The organism is Phyllobacterium sp. LjRoot231 (assembly GCF_964253365.1).
Taxonomy (GTDB): Bacteria; Pseudomonadota; Alphaproteobacteria; order Rhizobiales; family Rhizobiaceae; genus Phyllobacterium.
The window spans coordinates 242,762-263,496 of record NZ_CAXUQT020000005.1 but is presented as its reverse complement, the minus strand read 5'-3'; the positions used below and the strand labels follow the sequence as shown (position 1 = coordinate 263,496).

Below are 20,735 nucleotides of genomic sequence, written 5' to 3'. Positions count from 1 at the left end.
CGGCTTGATTAATTTAAGTTGGATTTACTAATCGCAGCGATAAGATGCCGTTATGACCAATCTGACGCTGAAGCAGCTTCGTTATTTCGAGGCGTTGGCACGACATAACCACTTCGGACGCGCGGCGGATGCCTGTGCGATCTCTCAGCCTGCTATCTCGGTGCAAATCAAGGAATTAGAAGAAGCGCTGGGCACAGAGCTCTTCGAAAGAGGCGCGCGGCAGGTCCGGTTGACCAACTTCGGAGAAGAGTTTGCCCTGCGCGTCCGCGACATTCTGCGTTCGGTAGATGAACTGGGCGACTTGGCGCGCGCCTCGCGGGAGCGGCTGGTGGGGCGGCTGCGGATAGGCGTGATCCCGACGATCGCACCCTACCTGCTGCCTACAATAATCGGCAACCTAACCCGCATGCATGACGGCCTTGATATTCACGTGCGCGAGACGCTGACGCAGAAGCTGATCCAAGAGCTGGCGGAAGGTCGGCTTGACGCGGCTATTGTTGCTCTGCCGGTGTCCGAACCTTCGTTGACGGAGGTTGTGCTGTTTGCGGAGAATTTTGTGCTGGTCCGGCCAGGGGAGGATGAGGGAAAGCCTGTGCCCAATCGCGAAGCGCTACGCGAAATGAGGCTGCTTCTGCTGGAAGAGGGGCATTGTTTCCGCGATCAGGCTCTGTCGTTCTGCAATATGCATTCGGCGCGACCACGGGAATTGCTGGACGGCAGCTCCCTGTCCACACTGGTCCAAATGGTGAGTGCTGGCATCGGTGTCACTTTGATCCCAGAAATGGCAGTGGCGGTGGAGACACGCTCGGCGTCAGTATCTGTCGCTCGCTTCAAGAGTCCCCAGCCCTCGCGAACAATTGGCATGATATGGCGCAAGACGAGCCCAATTGCAAAACAGCTCTTGCAGATTTCTGAAGTAGTTCGTCAGTCAGCAGACGCGTTGCGCGAGCAGCACAATCCAATATCGTCGTCGCCCTGACGGCCAAAGGTTGTCGTTCGACGGTTGCACAGCCAACGACCGATTCCCACCCAAATCACCCCCGCGTCCCTCTCTAGACTAGCTGACCGATTTTCGCAGGTATCATGGACGCCCGTTATCCGCTCAATCCAGTCGTTTGGTGCTTCTGTCGCGAGGGGCCGCCGCATCGGGTCGATTCCGGTCGTCGGGCCGCAGTGGCCGAGACGACCGGGGTTGAACTCGGATCAGCAATTTCAATGGCACGAAGCACTTCAATTTACACTCTGATTTCGGCGTTTGTACAAAACGCCGATAAGGGCCGATTTCGATTATGCTTGAAAGTCCACAATGGCCTTAACGATTGCATCAGGCCAACTTCCGCTGTGCGCCGGAAGCCACCATTCTCATCGAACCACGCGCGGTTGAACTATTTACCAATAGACTGCTCCTGAAGCTCTTCACCGACAAGGCAATTATAAGGTTCTCTATATTGGACATGTGCAAGTTCCGTTTGGCGCTGCTGAAATCCACTTAGCTTGAGCCCGGAAATCTCGATAAGGAGCTTGTCGCGAATTGCGTTAGCAAATTGGGTGATGTCCGATACTTTCAATACAAATGCACCGTCCCCGCCGATGACGCATTTTTCATAATAGACATCGATGTCTGGAATCGATGCGGAATCCCGTGCCCTTTCCAACATAATCGGGAGACCGTCGATGACGATCTCCGTACCGATAGCCGCATTACGGGCTATCGGTACGGGCGCCCCGGCATTGTTGGGCCCATCTCCCGATACATCGATTATGCGTCGAGTGGCTCGAAATCCATTGGATCGAATAAGCTCTCGTGCAAACGCCAGCGCATTTGAGATCGAGGTAAAGGATATTCGTCTCATCGGCTGTCGGCGCAATTTCTCCGCAAATTTGGCCGCAGTCCTCGAACCGTCAATCAGGGTCCAAGGCACGACCTGAACAGCCGAACCACCCCACTCGATATAGGTTACTGCAATCTGCCCCAGCGGTCCGTCACGCAGGGCTCTGATGATCTCAGGCCTCTGGAAGGCTGCCACATACCCGTCACGTTGAAGACGCTGTTCTTCGATATCCATCGAATAAGAAACGTCAACGGCAATAACCAGTTCGAGATCTACGGCAACAGGGTATTGCGCGGCGGAAGCACTTCCGCCCAGAACACAGAACGATGCGAGAAGTGCCCATCCCAATCTCATTGCGGTAATCCCGCCCCTGACCTCTTCCTTGAGCCGCACGGCGTTGGCTGACCAGTGTACTCGCCAAACGAGGGTACCAATTCCGTCATCTTGTCGCGAGGCATAATTAGGGTCTCCTCTAAGTGTGGTGGTTGGCTTGATCGACTGACAGGCCGTTAATATGCGCTCGTAACGAGGCAAAATCAGAATGGTATCGCAGGCCGAAGGCGGATTGTTAGACACGGAGGAGGTCGTTGGCGGATGGGTAATCTCCTCTGTTGGTCAGGAATTTGGCTCGTTATGCAGACGTTGCCGCCCCACAGGTCCAAGCACCACACACTTCGAGGAAGACCCCGTTCAAGTACAATCCGACGCTGGCAGCGCGTTCTGCGATGTTGGCGGTCGCGCCGGGCATCCGGCCGCCGACTATCGCGACCGGATGTGCATTGTTATGGTGGCATAACAGCGGCAGCCGACTTTATCGCAGAAAGGCATGGCGGCCCATGTGTGGGCAGTAAAGTGATTTCGGAAGTTAGATATCAAGGCGTAGTGTGCTCCTGTGAGGCTCTGCGGAGCCCGTTCCAGGGAGGACACGCCCATGGCCATCGATCATGAAGAATTGCTGCATCTGCTCAACCGCCGTCGCTTCCTTGTCGGCAGCGCGGCTCTAGCTTCGGCATCGCTCATGCCGTGGAAGGCGCTGGCACTTTCCGCCGCGCCTCATAGTTTCGTACAAGGCGATTTCGAGGTCACAGTGTTGAGCGACGGCTCACTTAGGCTGCCGCTCAACATCATTGCTGTCGATGCGTCGCCGGAACAGCTTGCTGAAATCGCCAAGCGACTCGGCTGGGCCTCTGGTAATGCCGAGCCGGCTACCAACATACCGTTGATGAAGAAAGGCAGCGACCTCATTCTCATCGACAATGGGTCGGGCAACAAGTTCCAGCCGACGGCAGGCAAGCTTGCCGAAAACCTCAAGGCCGCAGGCATCGATCCGGGGGCGGTGACCAAGGTGGTGTTCACGCACGCACATCCTGACCACATTTGGGGAACGCTCGGCGACGGCGACAAGCTGTTCCTGCCGAATGCCGCCTACTATGTCGGCGGCGCCGAATGGAATTTCTGGACCGACCCGGAGCTCTTGTCAAAGATGCCGACCGAGATGGGAGACTTCGTCAAGGGCGCCCAGCGCGATCTTGCCTCCGTCAAGGATCGCATGACGATGGTGAAGGGCGGCGATGAGATCGTGCCGGGACTGTCGGTTCTCGACACGCCTGGCCACACACCAGGCCATATCTCGCTCGAGGTGGCGGGTGGCGAAGGACTGATTATCACGGCCGATTCCATGACGAACGAAATCGTCTCATTTGAGCATCCGGAGTGGAAATTCGGCTTCGACGCCAATCCGGACCTGGCGATCGAAAACCGCAAGAAGCTTGTCGATCGCGCCGCCACCGACAAGATCAAGATGCTTGGCTACCACTGGACCTATCCGGGGGTAGGCTTTGCCGAGAGGAAGGGCACCGCCTATGTCTTTGCGAAGGCGGGCTAGTGGTCAAAATCTGATGGTGCCCAAGTTTAAATTACCGCTTTGATCGATCCAGAAATTCTCATCTCGGATTGCTAGTTGAGCGTATTAGGAACCGCGACCCACGGAATTGCGAGGCCGCAAAGGCCCGGGCCATAAGCATCTCGAATGACCGTTACCGCACCCAGTATCGGCTACGAGGGCGCCGGCCTCGAGCCTCTCGACAACCCCATCAATTAAATACAGTGCGACAAAGGTCGAAAAGCTGGGCAGCAGTCATCCCCTACGAAACGGCGGAACTATCTTGACATCTTCTCAGCAGCGGTCCCCGATCCCGTCGATCTCGGGTTAGCTGCCGAAGCCGAAGCATAAAGGGCCGCAATTCCGCTATATTAAGGAACGGGTCGAGTTTGCTGCGGTAGAATTCTGGACTTTGTCGAACCGGCGGGTGGACATACTGTCGTGAGCACCACAAAACTCCTGCTGATCGTGCCGCTGATGGCGGCCTTCGCCTATGTGTCACTTGTTGGCCTGGTATATCTTTCACAGCGCGCCCTCCTCTATCCCGGCACCAGCGCGACACTTCCTCCAGAGCACGCGAGCTGGGGCGAGAATGTATACGTTAGGACGCCCGACGGAGAGACGCTTCATGCACTCTACCGCCAAGGCGAATTCGGCAAGCCGTCGGTGCTGTTCTTTCTTGGAAACGCTGACCGGGTCAGCAACTACGGTTTCCTCGCCCAGGCGCTGGCCGCGCGGGGCATTGGATTGCTGGTGATTTCCTATCGCGGCTATCCGGGATCGACCGGCTCGCCGGGCGAGGATGGGCTGCTGACCGACGGCATCGCCGCGTTCGACTGGCTTTCAGTACACTCCAAAAGCGAGATTGTTGTGCTGGGCCAGTCGCTGGGCAGCGGCGTCGCCGTCAACACGGCCGGGCAAAGGCCGGCCGTCGCCGTCATCCTTGTGTCCGCCTACCTGTCGGTCCTGTCGCTCGCCCAGATGCATTACCCGTTCTTTCCGGTTGCTCTTCTTGTCAAGGATCCCTTTCGCTCAGATCTCAAAATCGCGAAGGTGAGGCAACCGAAGCTGTTCATCCACGGCCGGCGTGATGGCATCATCCCCCTGTCGTCGGGCGAGGCGTTGTATCGCATCGCTCCCGAGCCCAAGCGGATGCTGATCTACGACGGCTCGGGTCACAATGATATTTGGGACGACGGCATGGTTGACGACGTCATCTGCTTTGTGGAGGCTGAGAAGAGACGCCACCTAGGGCCCGTCAAGCAGCGGCGATCGTCAGGATGACCACGCCCGAATCGGTGTTTGCTTCGCAGCGCCGGCATAGACGATCTCAGCGATCTTTATGCTCTGCGAGCACGTTGGTTCTGTCGCAAATTTTTACGTGACTGGCGGAAAGGACGCGAAGCTCCGGGCTAGGAACACGTTTTTGGGCTCCAAACTCGTCGATGCGAAGAAAGCCGAGACGCTTGGGCCACCGGACCACGGTTCAGACGTTTGAGCGCTGTCTCCTCCTCTGCGGTCAGATCCTTCCATTCCACCATAATGAATGCTCCTCGTTACTACGTCCGGCCTTCAGTTCATCTGCATCGTGTGGAAAAAGGCTGTCTGATACACGCTCCACCGATGCCTCCTCTATCAATTGCGGCTGGGCAATGCGGTTCTTCATGCGATGGTTGGTGTCGCAGAACTGGACAGGAAAGCCGATAAAACCGGGAACCTTTTGTTGGAAATATCATCTAATATGTCCAATAGGAGATCGGCCATGTCAGCAGTTCCAAAGACCATAGTTGTTTCACCCGCATACGCCGGCGATCTGGAACTCGTTCGTCGTGCGCTGACACATGATGGCGAGGCCTTTCGCCTGATCATGCAAACGCACAATCGCGGACTCTATAGACGACGACTGTGTAATCTTTCACGGCGTCCGTGATCATCGCTCGCAGAATTCTCATTGTTCGGCTCTGTTGCTGTGGCTTCGCGATAGAATTTGAATCTTGAATGTCGTCATCTGCGCGGCCAACTGCGACGATGGAAGTGGCGCCTCGCGGCGAAACGTGCGACCACCGTCACCGCTCCTGCATGGCTTGCGACGAAATCTCCGCAAGCGGCGAAAATAGATATTCTAAGATCCGCCGCTTACCGGTTTTGACTTCTACCGTCACAGACATTCCCGGCGACAGCAGCATTTTCCTGCCATCGACCTCGATGGTGGTGGTATCGGGTTTGATTGTCACCGGGAACACGAGGTTCTGCATACGCTGAACGTTGCCGGTGGGAATGATGCTCTGTAGTTCTTTCGCTGGCGCGCCCTCCAGCTGCTGTGCATCGGGTTCGGGGATGGCGTCCGTTGCCACGCGTGTGACGCTGGATCTGCGAACTTCTGGAGAGTAAGCGCCTTGGTAATGTTGTACTCGGAATAAGCGTAATGACCAAGTATACCTAACTGACGCAGATCAGTTTGGGCTTGAGTTAACCCAGTAACCAATTGCCCTGAAGTATTGTACCCAAGCTAACCGCCAATAGTATTGAATTGCCCATAAACGCCAAAGCCTATTCTATCGCCCATAAACTACCAATTAGTGTTTTTCTATAGAATAAATCCAACCATATTCTGTGCCATAACGAAAAGAAACCCGTTTTACACTCGCGATACGAAACTAACTCTAAAATAAGTAATATAGACGCAACAAACATCCCGAATAACGGATACATTATTAATCCTTCTATGCTTGGATTTACAGGGTAGACATCAAAAACATATATAATTCTTCCGCCACATATCCCCATGACCGCGATCCAAATCGCGATAAATAGTTTTATTTCGATCGGGATTTTGTCCGGTGTTTTGTCAAACTCAGTCGGGTCGATACCGAGAATCTGCGCTAGTTTAAGTTTTTCCTTAGGAGTCACCCGCGTTCAGTCCTCTATACTGTAGTTCATTGCGTTGCACCGTGCACGGCCATGCCAAGCCGCAACGGTCGGTCGCGCCAGCCGTTAGAAGTCGCACCGGTAAATTGATCCGTTGCCCGGCCTGAAGTTAGACCGCACCCGAATGTTCCCCGACATTTCCTCGCAATGACTTCGTCAACCCAAATTGTCGAACCATGCCGAAAATAACTGGCTGCAGATAATAATGTCAATCCGCTTGGTAAATTATTATTGTAACATCCAATAGGTAACTCTAGGAAAAAGTACGTCTAAATAGTTATGGTTTCAAACAAAAGTCGGAGAGACTCCCGCATTTCATTTCTCACCGTATGTCCAGCGCGCATTGTTCTAGTGTAGAAATTGTATAACTGGTAAATGTTGCGACTAAAGAACATAATAGTGTGGCGCAATTTCATATAACCAAATATTTTTCATAAAGAGCAAAGTAACGTATCATTTGTAGAGGTACATGACCAGGTTCCGTCATAAACTTTGACGCAATTCGCGAGGCGGCGTTATTCAGCCCATTTCATGCCGCCAGGATGTTGAACGGCGCTGTCACCTTGTTTTTGGCTTAACGAATAATCGATATTGATCATGGGCATGCGCCAGCCCATTGCCAATTACAAGAACCACCGTTTGCCGCCAGAGATTATCGCCCGTGCGGTCTGGCTCTATTACCGGTTTCCGCTCAGCCTGCGCCACGTTGAAGAAATGCTGCTGGAACGCGGGATCGCTGTCTCCTATGAGACCATTCGCCGATGGGGCAGAAAACATGGCCCCGGCCATGCCCGGCGCATTCGCCGAAAGCCACCTTCCACCAATGATGTCTGGCACCTTGATGAAGTCGCGGTGCGCATTAATGGCAAGCGATGCTGGCTGTGGCGGGCGGTTGACCAGGACGGCTTTGTGCTCGACGAGATTGTCCAGAACCGCAGGAATACCAAGGCTGCCAAACGATTACTGACACGTCTGATGAAGAAGCAGGGCATGGCGCCGAAGCGGATAATCACCGACAAGTTGCGCTCCTATGGCGCAGCAAGGCGTCAGGTCATTCCAGACGTCGAGCATCGCTCTCACAAAGGTTTGAACAATCGCGCTGAGAACTCCCATGTACCGTTTCGAAAGCGGGAACGAATGCGACAGGGATTTCGATCCGTAGGCAGCTTGCAAGCGGACCGGCGGGACCGCAACCGCGGGTGGGGATATGCGGGACTAGGGTTCCTTAAATCATCCTATCACCTTCAACAGTTTCAGAATCCCGCGCCACGCTTAATTGATCGATCGCATTTAACAGTTGAAGGGCCGCAGGCGGAACGGTCGCGCCATGCAAGATGGCCGATCATTTGGCCAGCCTGCGGCCGGCATCAAGTCAGTATTTCGTGGCACGTAGCGTTTCCTGCGGCAAACCTTGTGCTCGTAACCCGGGGTTGACCACACCCGTCCAGCAGGGTGATATCCTCGTGTAGCACACGCCCCGTATGTGTCGTTGCCCTCGACGATGTCCCATGGCGCTGCGGGCATATTTGTGCGGCGAGAGTCAGATGTACTTCAACCGCCCTTAAGAACTTTTATCGACTGCGGCGTGTACTCCCCGCTAGTAAGAGCTCGAACATCGTTATAACCCAACCTACCCGACACAATCCCGTTGACATACCGCTCGCAAAAAATCCTTGGCATCGAAGCGGGTGGTATTCCCGTCAGCTTGCTCCAGGCAGTGCGAACTTCGGATGTCATTCCCCCTAACCAACTTGAGCACTCGCCGATCTGATAGGCTTTGACCCCAGGCCTTTTCAAGTCTTCTCGTCTTGCTGCCATCTCAATATCGAGAGATTTCTGCAACTCGGGTCCGGAGGCGCATCCGACAAGACCGATTGCGAGGCAAGTTGTGACCGTTATTGCGTGATTGCGCATCTATTCCCTCTGTCAGTTTACCGTCAATCGAACATGGATCAGTTCACCGCGAAGCCTATGCTTCGGTTTAGGGTGCCGCGATAGCCTAAAATGATGCCGTTCACCGAAAAACGTCACAGAAGACAGTCGTTGGATTAAGCCATAGAAAAGCGGAGTGCACGCAATCGGAAGCCCGATAAGAGCCGATTTTGGGTATTTCCGATTGGAGACAAAAATTCCGAAATCGCTAATCGGTTCTTTTAGAATCAACAATCTACGATGATCAACTCGAAAGGATTCGAACAGGCGGCCCGCTATACCCTTTTTGCGCGCGGTCATGCAGCTCTCTTAAATTGCTGTGAACACGGATTTTTCGGGAAGTAACATCATAGATGACCTATGCCCGGACGGATGATTTCTGCAAAAGGTACTTTTATTGGCGTTTCAGGAACCTGAATTTGTCGGTCAGTTCGCCGGTAGCGATTTATCTATTGAGGTCATGCTGATCAAATGGCCGTTGGCACACCATTTGCCAGCCGATTGTTGAGTTGCGCCACCAATTGACCCATTTTTCCATCTGCGATTGACCATAGTTGATCGAGATAAAACGAAGATAAATATTAAGCTTCTAATAGAGTTGGTGGTCAGCGCTGAATGGCAAAGTGGGTCAATTTCTTGTAGAAATCAACAGCAGCGGCCTCTTGAGAGTCCGCCGAACTGGCATACGATGCCTTCGCGCTGAAAGTGGCTGGAAAGGCGGTTGGGTAGAATAACAGTCTCTACTTGCCTGCCGGACGTTCGGCATCTATATTGGCTAAATGCTTGACCATTCGTCCCGACCGTCTTCACCGCCACATATCCCGATGGATGCGCTAAGCGAAGTCCTACAAGACTTTCGCTTGAGTGGCGTCAACTATGGCCGCTGCGAGCTCCGACATCCATGGAGCATTGCCTTTCCGCAACAACCGCTGCTTCGTTTTCACTTTGTCAGCCAGGGTCCATGCTGGATTCATACCGAAGCGCAAGGCTGGCAGGAGTTGCACGATGGCGACCTGGTGCTGCTGCCGCAAGGCGTCGCCCATCGGCTGGCTAGCGCGCCGGATGTTGTGGGCGACTCGCTCAAGGGTTGCCAGGTGACCAAGTTGGGGAGCAACGTCTGCGAAGTGGTGCGGGAAGGAACAGGCGCGGCCAGTACCCTTTTCTGCGGCTCCATGGCCTTGGGCGCCTGTGCGCTTAACCCCTTGATCACTTTGATGCCGCCAATCATCAAGGGCTGCGACGTGGCCGGCAATGACCCGATCGTTAGTCCCTTGCTCGCGGCTATGACGGCTGAGGCCGCACAACCGCAGATGGGCAGCGCCACCATCTTATCACGAATGGCGGACCTGCTCACAGCGCGGCTCATCCGCTGCTGGGTCAATTGCACCGGAGTCCCGACCACCGGTTGGCTCGCTGCCATCCGCGATCCCCATATCGGCCGCGCCCTGGCAGCCATGCACCGAGACCCCGGCCATAACTGGACACTCGAAAGCCTCGCCGGCCTGGCAGGCCAATCGCGCTCGATTTTCGCCGAGCGCTTCAGCGCTGTTTTAGGGGAAGGCGCTGCGCGCTATCTCGCCCGTCTGCGTATGCAGCTTGCCCGCGAGTTGTTGGGGCAAAGCGGCATGTCGGTTGCCGAGGTCGCTACCCGCTTGGGCTATGAATCCGAGGCATCCTTCGCTCGCGCGTTCAAGCGCATCACCAATGTCTCGCCTGGCGTTGTGCGTCGCACAATTTCCGGACGAACGGACATGGATTTCGGATTTTAGGACACATATCATCCGAAAAGACTCGTCTATGAATATCTTCAAACCTTGGAGATATTCAATGACGGACACAACATTACAACTTGATGGCGCGGTGATAGACCTTGATGCCGCTGCGCCAGCCGCGTGGAGCCCGGCCACCTGGTTCGCGGTGCTTTCAATGGCGGCCGCCAGCTTTGCGCTGGTGTCAGCCGAGTTCCTGCCGGCAGGTCTGTTGACGCCAATGGCGCGCGATCTCGGCATCAGCGAGGGAACGGCCGGACAGGTCGTCACCGCCACCGCTTCCGTCGGCGCCGTGACGGCCATGTTGAGCAATGTTCTCATCGGCCGATTGAACCGCAAGACGGTGCTGGTTGGTCTCAGCGCCTTGGCGATCGGCTCCAATATTCTTGCGTCGGTAGCGACCGATTTCTGGCTATTATTGTTAGGTCGGGCCGGGCTGGGCATCGCCCTCAGCGCTTTCTGGGCGCTTTCAGTTGCCGTCGTAGCGAGGCTGGTTGGCGCCAATGCGACAGGTCGGGGCATGGCTATCGTCACCCTCGGCGTCTCGCTCGCCACCATTGCCGCACCGTCGATGGGTGCGTTGATCAGCGACTGGTTGGGCTGGCGCAGCGCCATGGCCATGACAGCCGGGCTGGCCGCGCTTGCCATGCTGCTGCAGTTGCTCAGCCTGCCGACTTTGCCTGCAACCACAAGCAACAGTCTTGCGGATGTCTTTCGGCTGACACGGCGGCGTGGCATTCAACTGGGCATGCTTGCTATCCTTTTGCTGATGACGGGGCATTTTGCTGGCTCGGTCTATGTGCGCCCCTTCCTCGAACAGGTGACGCTCCTTGCAACCGGGCCGATTGCCCTGGCGCTGCTCGGGTTTGGCATCGCCGCTGTGGTCGGTAATATTGCCGGTGGCCGCATGGCCGACGCCAATATCCGCATGGCCCTCGCGGTCACCGCCGCGTTAATGGCGTTTGCGGCGCTCGCTTTGGTGCTTTGGGGCGCGCATATCGGCGTTGCCTTCGGCTTCGCTACGCTTTGGGGCTTCGCCTTCGGCATGGCGCCGGTGGTGCTGCCGACCAATCTGTCCCGCGCGGCGCCTGACGCGCTTGAGGCAGCGGGCAGCCTGATGGTCACCTCTTTCCAGGTTGCCATCACTATCGGCGCGGTTGTCGGCGGCTATGTCGTGGACACCTATGGCGCCATGGCGCCCTTGACCCTTACCGCCGTCCTTGCCGCATCGACAGCCGTACTGGCGCTGCTACAGCCCCGCAGCTAATCCTTGCTCCTGCTGCGCGGTAGGTGGAGCAACCAGACGTCATCGCCAAGTTGCAGATGCGGGCAAGACCTCGGCGCATCGGCAAGGCGGTAGATGACGTCATGTCGAGGGCGTGGGCGGTGCTTCCTCCATCTGACAGATAACATCGTCGAAGCGACGCAAGGCCCGCCTGACCGGAACATGTTCACTCTCGATATCGAGGAGGATCATCATCTCGCCGCCGTACTGGCCAGGCAGGCGACTTCGGCGGAAGAAAACCGCCCGAGAATGCCGAAGCTTTCACCGGCTCCTAGGCCATTCCGGTGAGGAGTTCAATCCAGCCGCGCAGGTCGCGGCGCACGGCCTTGGCGATCTCGGGGCCAGCTGTCAACTCCATCCGCCGTCGACGACGAATGTCTGACTGGTGCACATTCTGCTGTCATCTGCGGCCAGCCAAAGCGCCATTCGGGCAATGTCAGCCGGATACAACGGTTCTTTAAGACACTGCATTTCTGCAATTCGCACTTGCGCTTTTTCATCGACCCAAAGATCGAGTTGTCTCTGCGTCATGATCCAACCGGGAATGACGCAGTTGACGCGTATATTTTCGACACCTAGATCGCGCGCCAGGCCACGGGTAAGGCCCTCGATGCCTGCTTTAGCCGTCACATAGATTGGCATTCCGCCGAAGCCGGCCCGCCAGCTGAATGAGCCGAAATTGATGATCGAACCGCCTTTCAGTCTGCGCATGCCAGGCACGACAGCCTGAGAGATAAAAAACAGGTGGCGCAGATTCAATGCAATGCGCTCGTCCCAATAATCGACGGTCACATCGTCGATGGCATGGCGCTCATCGTGGGCAGCATTGTTAAGGAGAATGTGGATGTCACCGTTCTTCCGTACATAGTCAGCAATTTTTTGCTGCACATCGGTTACATCACGTAGATCGGTCTGCAGATATGTCGGTGTGCAGTGCCCGGCGGCGTCCACCTCTTCTACAAGCCGCTCTGATACCTCACGATTATAGTCGATGAATGCAACTCTCGACCCTTGCGCGCAGAAGTGCATGACATGAGCGGCACCAATGCCGGACCCGCCTCCCGAAATCAGCACACTCTTGTTTCTCAGCCTCTGATAAATGGCAAATTCCGACATTGTTCTCATCCTCCAGCGGAAATTTCCGCAAAGCTTCGCCGTCCGCTTACGAGCGGTTTTGCATTTATTGGTAGGTTTCAGTCTTAAGCTGGCTTCAGACCACTAGATCGAAATGCCTCCGTCAATTACCACCGTCTGCCCGGTGATCATTCCTCCACCGAACCCGAGATAGACGATCAGCTCCGCGACATCGCCTGTTGTGCACCACCGCTTGAGAGGTGTTTGTTCTACTGTGCGCTTCGTGCGTTCCTCTGACCATTCGATCATCCAGGAACTCTTAACGGAACCTGGGGCGACCGCGTTGACCCGCACTTCCGGTGCCAGCGCGCGAGCGAGATTTTTGGTGAGATTGATCACGGCCGCCTTTGACCCGCTGTAGGCGATGGTGCTGGCGACGGAGCCGAACCCGGCGATGGACGCCGTGTTGACGATCGAACCCTTGCTGGCCTTGAGTGCCGGCGCCGCAGCCTTGGAACAGCGGAACACGCTCATCAGGTTGACGTTCAGTAGATTCGCCCACAGTTCCTCGGTAATCGAATCAAGGTCGGAAATTGGCACCGGTGTACGGACACCCGGTGTACCCGCGTTATTGACAAGGAGGTCAAGCCGCCCAAGCTTCTCGGCAGCATATTGAACCATCGCCTCGGCCTGTGCGGCGTCTCCGAGATCCGCTGGGGCTCCTATCGTGTCGAAGCCCAACGCCTTCAGTTCGGCCAAAGCCTCTTTGCCCCGTGGATCGTCAGGTAAATAGTTGATTGCGACCCGTGCGCCCGACTGGCTCAACAGCTTGGCCGTTTCAAAACCGATGCCTGTGGCACCACCGGTCACGAGTGCGGTGCGTCCTTTAAGATCAAATGAAATCATACTTGTGTCGCTCCAGTTCACTGGCGGAATTCGTCTTCGCTTCCGCAGTGTCGTTATCGGGTGTTCATAGCCGGCGGCCTATACAACTCGCACGACAGGGAACGGTGTTAGTGGCGTAGGAGACTCCGGACGTCTCTCCCGCCGCAGAAACTTCTGTGTCAGTTCATGGCGGGGATTTTCGAGAACCTGCTGTGGTGTGCCGATCTCGCAGACTTCTCCTCCGCTAAGGAAGGCGACACGGTCTGCGGACTCGCGGACGAAGTTTATGTCGTGAGTGACGACCACCATTGTCATGCCCTCCGACTTGAGCAGACGCATGGTTTCAAGGACTTCGCCGACGAGTTCGGGATCGAGCGCCGATGTGACCTCGTCGAAAAGCATGTACTTCGGTTCCATGGCCAGCGCCCTTGCGATCGCCAGACGCTGCTGCTGACCGCCGGACAGGCTGGACGGGAGCACGTTCTCTTTGTCGCCGAGCCCGACGTGCGCCAGGTGCTTGCGCGCGATAATCTCCGCTTCTTTCCTGCTCCGCTTGGCGACGATGCGTGGGGCGAGTGCCACGTTCTGCAGCGCGGTGAGATGCGGGAATGCATTGTACTGCTGAAATACGATTCCGAGCTTGCGCCGCAGTACATTTATGTTGGTCTTGCGGTTATGGACGCTCGTACCGTCGACCCAAATCTCGCCGCCTTGGATGCTTTCCAGTCCATTTATACATTGCAGCAGCGTGGATTTGCCGGAGCCGCTCGCCCCGATCAGACACAGCAGTTCACCTTTTTCGATGGTGAGACTGATACCCTTCAAGACAGGCAGCGCTCCGAAGGACTTCGTTACCTCTTTGATCTCGATCATACGCTGACCTTCCTTTCCAAGCGGCGGCTGTAGCGGGAAACCGGATAACAAATCAGAAAATAGAACAGCCCCACCCCCGCCAGGAGGAGCCAGGTTTCGTGGGTCCGCGTTATCAGAACCTGTGAGGCACGCATGAATTCGATATACCCGATGACACTTACGAGGGCGCTATCCTTGGCCAGGCTCAAGAGCAGACCGATCCAGGAGGTTAGTCCCGTCCGGAACGCGAGCGGAGCCGACACGTAAGTGAGTTCCTGAATGTAGTTCATCCCAAGAGAGCGGGCGCTGCGGCGGTAAGTCGGCGGCACCGAACTAAATCCTGCACGGGAAACCTCTGATGTCACTGTCGCCATCCAGGCAGCAAGGACTATCGTTCCCAGCCAGAATGCATTCATGCCTAATCCCGCGAGCGACATGATGCTATTGAGTAGGATAAGTTGAATGATCAGTGGCACGCTCCGGAGGACGTCGATCAAAGGGGCTGTCAGAATCCGCGCTATCTTTGAGGAAGCCCGTGCCCAGCCCAATGGAATCCCGATCAAGGTGCCCAATAAGCCTGCCGCTGCTGTAATCACTAACGTGTTTATCGCCCCTTGAAGCAGATAGTAGGCATCACTCCATTGCAGTCCCTGATTTCCCAAAACAAATTGCATGTCAGTTCCTATACAAGCGCCAGAACACGAACTGAGCCGACAGTTCGATGGCTTTCGCGATGACGTAGTAAAAGACGGCCGTCACGATAAAGAATTCGAAAGTGCGAAAGGACACGGACTGGGCATACTGCGCAGCTCCCGCCAGTTCCCGCAGTCCGACGAGCATTCCAAGTGACGTGTTCAGCATCGCCCATACAGCTTGCGTGATGAACGCGAAGAAAATGATCCGGAACATCTGCGGGAAGATCACATACATGAAACCTTGAAATCCGGTCATCCCAAGTGACCTCGCCGCTGATTGTTGCTGGCGCGGTATGGCTGCAAGTCCGCCGCGGAAAATCTCCGTCAGGTACCCCGCATTGTTAAACGAAATCGCGATCAGAACGGCAAGGTAACTGCTGATGTTCAACCCGAGAGCCCCCAAACCGAAATACATCATGTAGACCTGAAAAAGCATGGGTGTGTTTCGCGAGGCCTCCACCCAGATGGAGGCGAACTTGTAACCCAACCCTGAACCCTTCTGCCTCGCGACCGCCATGGGCATAGCGAGCAAAACGCCGATCGCCACGGAAAGAACCGTGATCTGGATTGTGACCATTGCACCGGCAAGTAGTTGCGGCAGCGCGTCCCAAACAATGGACCAGTAAAATTGATAGCCGAACATTTTTGCGTCCCAAGTTGGTGCCGGCAGAAAAAATCTGCCGGCAGGACTTGATCAATAGTCTACACCCTGTACCGTCAGCGAAGGTGCCTTACCTTCGCCGAAGAACTGATTATAGACCTCTTGATAGCGACCCGAAATTACCTGGTTCCAGACGAAGAGCTTCACCCAGTTCAGGAACTCCTGATCGTTGCGTTTGACTGCCATAGCCACGACATCTGGCGGAACCGGCGCCTCTCCTGCGGAAATGAAATCCGGGAACTGGCCGCTTGCTGCCAGCGTAGCGTAAACGGCTGTTGCTTGAAGCAAGGCATCTATTTTGCCCTGCTGAAGGGCGAGGAAGGCCTCGGTGTCACTTGCGTATCCAGTGTAGGTGGTCCCAGGATCCTTCCATTCAGCAATACTCTTATTGAGCTGCTGTTCTGTAGTCGTACCCGTGACACCACCAAGCTTTTTACCCTTGAGATCGTCAAACTTCGTGATGCCAGTATTTTTGCGTGTGATCACCGATGTCGTATAATTCATGTACGGCTGGCTGAACGCCACGGTCAGAGCCCGCTTCGGTGTGTTGGACGTCGAAGCAACCAGCACGTCAATGCGGTCTGAGACCAATGCCGGAATGCGATCCGGTGAAGGGGTTTCAACGATCTCGAGTTCGACGCCAAGAGCTTTTGCCATATCTTCGCAATAAACGACATCGAATCCAGATGGTTTGTTGTCTGGAGTGCGAAACCCCGAAGGGGGCGAATCCAGCATCACACCGCAGCGAAGCTTTTTCGCCTGCATGACCTTATCCAGACCCGATTCCGCTTGCGCCGTTGATATGGCTCCCAGTGTAAATGCGGCGGCGACCGCACCCAACAGATAAGTTCTAAACATGTTCGTTATCCCTCGTTTATTGTTAACTTTTGTATTCTGATAGTTTTGAACAACGGCCGAACCCTCCTTGGCGCAGCCGCCATCATCTTGTTCTTCTAGCCTTTGTCTCCTTCACGCTAAGCAGCTTCATTCGCTGCGGTATTCGTTCTGCCGATCTTCAAAATCGGCCCAAGTTCCCTTTCTATCAGGGGAATTACATCTTTCTTGAACGCTAGGAGAGACCGCTGTGCCCGCTCAAGCGGCATGCATCCGAACTGGAAATTGCACGTGTAGCTGGTCGGATTGACCCTCTTAATGTCAGCGATGACTTTGTGCGCCACTAGGTGAGCGTCGCCCACCACCATATTCTCTGCATACTGCTCGATTGTCTGCTCGCCTTCATACGGCAGATCGCTGATGAAGCCGCCTGACAACGGCAGTTCCGCGGACCGCAGATGATGCGCCATCCGCCCGACGTAGCGTGCACGCTCTCCGGCCTCGAGTGCTTCGGCTTTGCTGTCTGTGATGTGAACGTACTGCATAATGCCCAGCGGCTTTTGCGCAGGATCCTCGCCAATGGACTGCCAGTTCTTCTCTAACCCGTCGGCCATCTTGTACAGAACAGGCGACCCAAGCGTGCTTGCAGCAATGAAAGGGACGGCGTTCCACCTCTTGAAGCGCGCCAGAATGGCTGGATGAGAGGACGCTATGTAAAGCGGGGGCAAAGGTTGCTGCAGCGGCTTGATCGCAAACGATGTCTGAGGAACCGAGATGAATTTCCCTTTATATTCCACCGCTCCTTCTACAAGGGCTTTCTCAATAATGTCCCAGTACTCCAAGAAAATCCCGACCTTATCATCGATCTTCACTCCATACCGGTCAAACTCAAACTGCTGATATCCAGTTCCTAAGCCGACGATCGATCGTCCGTTTGACTGCAGGTCCAAAAACGCAATTTCCTGCGCGACGCGGAGCGGATTGTAGAGCGGCAATACGATGACGCCGGTCCCAAGCTTTATTTTCTTTGTCCATCCGGCGGCGTAAGCAGCCATCGTAAGCGGTGAAGGACAAATGGAATAATTTGCGAAATGGTGTTCAGCAAACCAAGCTATATCGAAGCCTAACTCCTCCGCACTTTCCACCATTGTCCGGGTGTCCGACATCACTCCACGAAATCCGTCTGGATGATCGCGCATCGTCATTAGGCTGAATAAGCCAAGTTCCATATCTTTATCTCCTTCGCGTCGCACCACTCTTTCGATCTGGCGCTGCATGGTTTTTCAATCGCAGACCTAACGGTCTATGCGGCCTGCATCGGGACTGAAGTCGCGTATCGGCCGTTCTGGTAGATCAGGGGAGCGACGTCCTGCTCGAATTTCGCGTCTTTGACACGACCGATGACGATCCGGTGTGTCGAGTAGTGAACAACCTGATCCACGTCGCAGAACAGATTTGCCTGCGCACCAGCCAAATAGGGGATACTGTCTTCCGCAGAATGCCAATCGCCGAACTCGAACCGCTCCTCGCCCTTTGCTTTTCCGCTGAAGCGCTGCGAAATCTCCGATTGGGAGTTCTGGAGCAAATTGATGCAGAACCTGCCCTCTTTAAGCAGCGGCATAATAATGGACGAAGTGGAATTGATGCAGGTCAGCACCGAAAGAGGTTCGAAACAGAGCGATGTTACGGCGGTGACGGTAATTCCATACCGGACACCCTCATTCTGGCATGAAATGACACTTACAGTCGAAGCAAGCCGCCTCATGGACTGTCGAAACGATTCCTGAATTTCCACACTCATGACAGTATCCTAAAGCATCTTTTTCATTATAAAATTGCAGATTATCTACAATCTGTCGCTGCAAATTTGCAGATTATCTACAATCTGTCAACGCAATTCGCTTGCTTTCCATATAGTTTTTTTCCATACAACTTTAGAGAGAAACGACGGGAGCTCATGCGAAGTGAACCAACGATCCGCATCCAAGAAACCACTCATTTCTATGACGACGCTTCAAAGTGCGGAATTTGCTGCCGAGCAGATCCGTCGGGCGATTATTGACGGACAGTATAAGCCAGGAGACAGGTTGATTGAGCAGCAGCTCACTGACGGACTCGGCATATCCCGTCATCCTGTGCGCGAAGCGCTGAGGTTGCTCGCGCGCGAGGGATTGGTGGAAGTCAGGCCCAACCGGGGCGCTATAGTCGCCGATCTCGAAGCCAGCAATATTCTTGAAGTCTATGCAATACGTTCTGCTCTTGGGGGCATAGCGCTCAGACATCTTTTGCAAAGTAGGAAAAGCCTGCAACAGACCGATCTAAAACGGCTCGAACGGCTTGCTAAGAACGCTATTCAGTTCGCCAAACTTACGGACCAGGAAAAGACGATTGCAAACGACCTTGAATTTCAGACTGCAATTGTGGAAGCGAGCGGCCTACCAAAAACGGTCCAGTATTTCACGGAGCTGAACGCCGAAATTCAGCGTTTCAACAACCTTTCTCACATCGTGTACACGGCCCGGGAGGAAGACGCGAAGAAGTATGTCGCAGGTCTCTTGGAAGCTATTGAGAACTTCGACCTTCCTCGAGCGGAAGCGATCTGGAATGAGAAGTTCAAGGTTGCAGTAGAGCGCTTTCTAGCATTTGCGGCGAAACCAAAAACGTGACCACATGGATTGGCTGAGGCGAAGCAAATTGCAGCTCCCGTATATGCGTGTTGGATGGTTCGCTTTCGCATGAAGCGGGCTTTGTTGAATGTCTGCAATCGGGTCATGAGCTGATGACGTACGAATTCGGCAGTGATTAGAAAATGTTCATTTGAAAATGCCGATACGGGCCGATTTTGATTGGCGCCCAATTTTCTACAATCACCTCGCCGTATCGGTACAAGCATCTGGTAGCCAAGTTCGTACATGCCCCGTTGGCTTAAAGGTCGTTACGGCCGGCGACCGGCGCAAATCGTCGGCTATTTCGGAATTTGAGTTCGTCCATCTCGGAACTCCTTCCGACTAGGTCGGAACAAGTCGGGCGGGACGAGGCCGTGGTGTTCGTTCGATCGACGCGATTAGTTCCACAAGCAAGACAGGGGAGCGGCGAACAGACGATCTCCAAACGGCAGCACCTTGTCACCATCATAGAGAACCATGCCGACCCGAAAGCTATCTCCCGCAATCTCGGCAATCTTTCGCAATCCCTTAAAGTCTGCCGCGGACACGGTTGCGGCGGCCTTCACCTCGATTCCAACAATGGCGCCCGCATCATTCTCAAGAATGATATCGACCTCGACCTGATCCTTGTCGCGATAGTGATGCAATGTTGAGACGGTACGCTTCAAGCAGAGTGTCGCGTGCCGCCTGTTCCAACTCTTCTGGATCGCTGATCGAAGACGAAGGATTTAACTTCGACACCGACTCCGTTTTTATATCCACCAGTTTAGAACCGAGGTGCTGCAAGGCAGCGAGTGTCGGTGTGTCGGCATTGCGTGATGCCCGTGCCACCTGCTCCTGAATTTTTGTCACCTCTGCCGACAACTTTATTGTGCGGTCTACATTCTTGAATTCGGTACGCCTTAGGCTCTCCAGCGACGTCAGCGCCTCATCGGCTTTCTCCGTTAGCTTTTGGAGAGTCAATTGAGCCTTATTGGAGACATCCTGAGCCCAACGGCCCAGGTCAATACAGACACTGTCTGCAAGCTCTTTTCTGATCACTTTCCAGGTGCTGCAATCCCTGCCCCATCTCGCCCGTCGTTCGATCACCTTCGATCGCGGCACCGAGTTCACCGATTGGCCCTACCTGCAGGCGGGGCTCGGAGCGCAGACATGGTTCTGCGACCCGCAGTCGCCCTGGCAAAAAGGCGCGGTTGAAAATACCAATGGCAGGGCGCGGAAATGGCTATCGAGAGAGGTTGATCCTCTGTCGATCACCGATCGTGATATAATGGAAATCTGCAACAGGCCGAATGCAACGCCGCGCAAATGCCTTGGCTATAAAACGCAGGCAGAAGTCTTCCGTCAAAAACTGCTCGCACAGAGGCGGCGAGCGCGTTAGCTTCAAAATATTGCAAGTCGCGCTTCAGCGAGAACTCACAAAAGCCTCGCGATGCTGCA

17 protein-coding genes and 4 pseudogenes are annotated in these 20,735 nt (G+C 54.9%); 9 read left to right on the top strand and 12 right to left on the bottom strand.

Translation table 11 applies throughout. The annotated features are described in order from the left end of the window. Positions 1-52 precede the first annotated feature (52 nt). Positions 53-979 (top strand): LysR substrate-binding domain-containing protein, encoded by a 927-nt coding sequence (locus ACSQ3H_RS32135; protein WP_436121078.1) that lies wholly within the window; start codon positions 53-55, stop codon positions 977-979. 406 nt (positions 980-1,385) lie between these two features. Here the strand turns inward: ACSQ3H_RS32135 and ACSQ3H_RS32130 are convergent, their stop codons facing one another. Continuing rightward, on the bottom strand, positions 1,386-2,408 hold the full coding sequence (locus ACSQ3H_RS32130; RefSeq protein ID WP_436121077.1) for a DUF1194 domain-containing protein: 1,023 nt from the start codon (positions 2,406-2,408) through the stop codon (positions 1,386-1,388). Between the two features lie 355 nt (positions 2,409-2,763). Between ACSQ3H_RS32130 and ACSQ3H_RS32125 the strand changes: the two genes are divergently transcribed. From ACSQ3H_RS32125 to ACSQ3H_RS32115, 3 genes are all read left to right on the top strand, one after another. Further along, the gene (locus ACSQ3H_RS32125) at positions 2,764-3,717 is read left to right on the top strand and encodes an MBL fold metallo-hydrolase (RefSeq protein WP_436121076.1); all 954 of its coding nucleotides are present in this window, start codon (positions 2,764-2,766) and stop codon (positions 3,715-3,717) included. 438 nt (positions 3,718-4,155) lie between these two features. Further along, positions 4,156-4,998 (top strand): alpha/beta hydrolase, encoded by an 843-nt coding sequence (locus tag ACSQ3H_RS32120; protein WP_436121075.1) that lies wholly within the window; start codon positions 4,156-4,158, stop codon positions 4,996-4,998. Positions 4,999-5,476: 478 nt separating this feature from the next. Further along, entirely contained in the window at positions 5,477-5,644 is a 168-nt protein-coding gene (locus ACSQ3H_RS32115) for a hypothetical protein (protein WP_436121074.1), read from the top strand. Positions 5,645-5,780: 136 nt separating this feature from the next. Here ACSQ3H_RS32115 and ACSQ3H_RS32110 read toward each other — a convergent pair. Both ACSQ3H_RS32110 and ACSQ3H_RS32105 read right to left on the bottom strand, forming a co-directional pair. Beyond that, positions 5,781-6,080 (bottom strand): annotated as a pseudogene (locus ACSQ3H_RS32110) (HlyD family type I secretion periplasmic adaptor subunit); the annotation flags it as partial. 184 nt (positions 6,081-6,264) lie between these two features. Then, entirely contained in the window at positions 6,265-6,624 is a 360-nt protein-coding gene (locus ACSQ3H_RS32105) for a hypothetical protein (protein WP_436121073.1), read from the bottom strand. A 621-nt stretch (positions 6,625-7,245) separates the two neighbouring features. Between ACSQ3H_RS32105 and ACSQ3H_RS32100 the strand changes: the two are divergent. The 3 genes and pseudogenes from ACSQ3H_RS32100 to ACSQ3H_RS32090 form a co-directional block, all read left to right on the top strand. After that, a pseudogene (locus ACSQ3H_RS32100) lies at positions 7,246-7,815 on the top strand (IS6 family transposase); the annotation flags it as partial. 1,538 nt (positions 7,816-9,353) lie between these two features. Beyond that, the gene (locus ACSQ3H_RS32095; RefSeq protein WP_436121072.1) at positions 9,354-10,343 is read left to right on the top strand and encodes an AraC family transcriptional regulator; all 990 of its coding nucleotides are present in this window, start codon (positions 9,354-9,356) and stop codon (positions 10,341-10,343) included. A gap of 58 nt (positions 10,344-10,401) precedes the next feature. Further along, the gene (locus ACSQ3H_RS32090) at positions 10,402-11,610 is read left to right on the top strand and encodes an MFS transporter (protein WP_436121071.1); all 1,209 of its coding nucleotides are present in this window, start codon (positions 10,402-10,404) and stop codon (positions 11,608-11,610) included. A gap of 366 nt (positions 11,611-11,976) precedes the next feature. Here ACSQ3H_RS32090 and ACSQ3H_RS32085 read toward each other — a convergent pair whose 3' ends face one another. From ACSQ3H_RS32085 to ACSQ3H_RS32050, 8 genes are all read right to left on the bottom strand, one after another. Continuing rightward, complete coding sequence (locus tag ACSQ3H_RS32085) at positions 11,977-12,744, bottom strand: SDR family NAD(P)-dependent oxidoreductase (protein WP_436121070.1); 768 nt, start codon at positions 12,742-12,744, stop codon at positions 11,977-11,979. Between the two features lie 102 nt (positions 12,745-12,846). Continuing rightward, a complete protein-coding gene (locus tag ACSQ3H_RS32080; protein ID WP_436121069.1) occupies positions 12,847-13,608 on the bottom strand; it encodes an SDR family NAD(P)-dependent oxidoreductase in 762 nt (253 codons plus the stop codon). A gap of 78 nt (positions 13,609-13,686) precedes the next feature. After that, positions 13,687-14,460: an amino acid ABC transporter ATP-binding protein gene (locus ACSQ3H_RS32075; RefSeq protein ID WP_436121068.1), complete on the bottom strand. Its 774-nt coding sequence runs from the start codon at positions 14,458-14,460 to the stop codon at positions 13,687-13,689. Further along, positions 14,457-15,113: an amino acid ABC transporter permease gene (locus tag ACSQ3H_RS32070; protein WP_436121067.1), complete on the bottom strand. Its 657-nt coding sequence runs from the start codon at positions 15,111-15,113 to the stop codon at positions 14,457-14,459. Before ACSQ3H_RS32070 ends, ACSQ3H_RS32075 begins: the two co-directional genes overlap by 4 nt. A gap of 1 nt (position 15,114) precedes the next feature. Beyond that, positions 15,115-15,777, bottom strand: a complete 663-nt coding sequence (locus tag ACSQ3H_RS32065; RefSeq protein ID WP_436121066.1) for an amino acid ABC transporter permease — start codon at positions 15,775-15,777, stop codon at positions 15,115-15,117. 51 nt (positions 15,778-15,828) lie between these two features. Continuing rightward, a complete protein-coding gene (locus tag ACSQ3H_RS32060; protein ID WP_436121065.1) occupies positions 15,829-16,560 on the bottom strand; it encodes an ABC transporter substrate-binding protein in 732 nt (243 codons plus the stop codon). A 209-nt stretch (positions 16,561-16,769) separates the two neighbouring features. Further along, positions 16,770-17,906, bottom strand: coding sequence for an LLM class flavin-dependent oxidoreductase (locus tag ACSQ3H_RS32055; protein ID WP_436121064.1), 1,137 nt, complete (start codon positions 17,904-17,906; stop codon positions 16,770-16,772). Between the two features lie 26 nt (positions 17,907-17,932). Continuing rightward, positions 17,933-18,430, bottom strand: a complete 498-nt coding sequence (locus ACSQ3H_RS32050; RefSeq protein WP_436121063.1) for a flavin reductase family protein — start codon at positions 18,428-18,430, stop codon at positions 17,933-17,935. Positions 18,431-18,593: 163 nt separating this feature from the next. On the opposite strand from ACSQ3H_RS32050, the gene ACSQ3H_RS32045 reads away from it, so the two are divergent. After that, positions 18,594-19,295, top strand: coding sequence for a GntR family transcriptional regulator (locus tag ACSQ3H_RS32045; RefSeq protein WP_436121062.1), 702 nt, complete (start codon positions 18,594-18,596; stop codon positions 19,293-19,295). Positions 19,296-19,693: 398 nt separating this feature from the next. On the opposite strand, the pseudogene ACSQ3H_RS32040 reads toward ACSQ3H_RS32045, so the two are convergent. Beyond that, positions 19,694-19,945: pseudogene (locus tag ACSQ3H_RS32040) on the bottom strand (DUF4143 domain-containing protein); the annotation flags it as partial. A 401-nt stretch (positions 19,946-20,346) separates the two neighbouring features. Between ACSQ3H_RS32040 and ACSQ3H_RS32035 the strand changes: the two are divergent. Next, positions 20,347-20,676 (top strand): annotated as a pseudogene (locus tag ACSQ3H_RS32035) (IS30 family transposase); the annotation flags it as partial. Between the last annotated feature and the right edge of the window lie 59 nt (positions 20,677-20,735).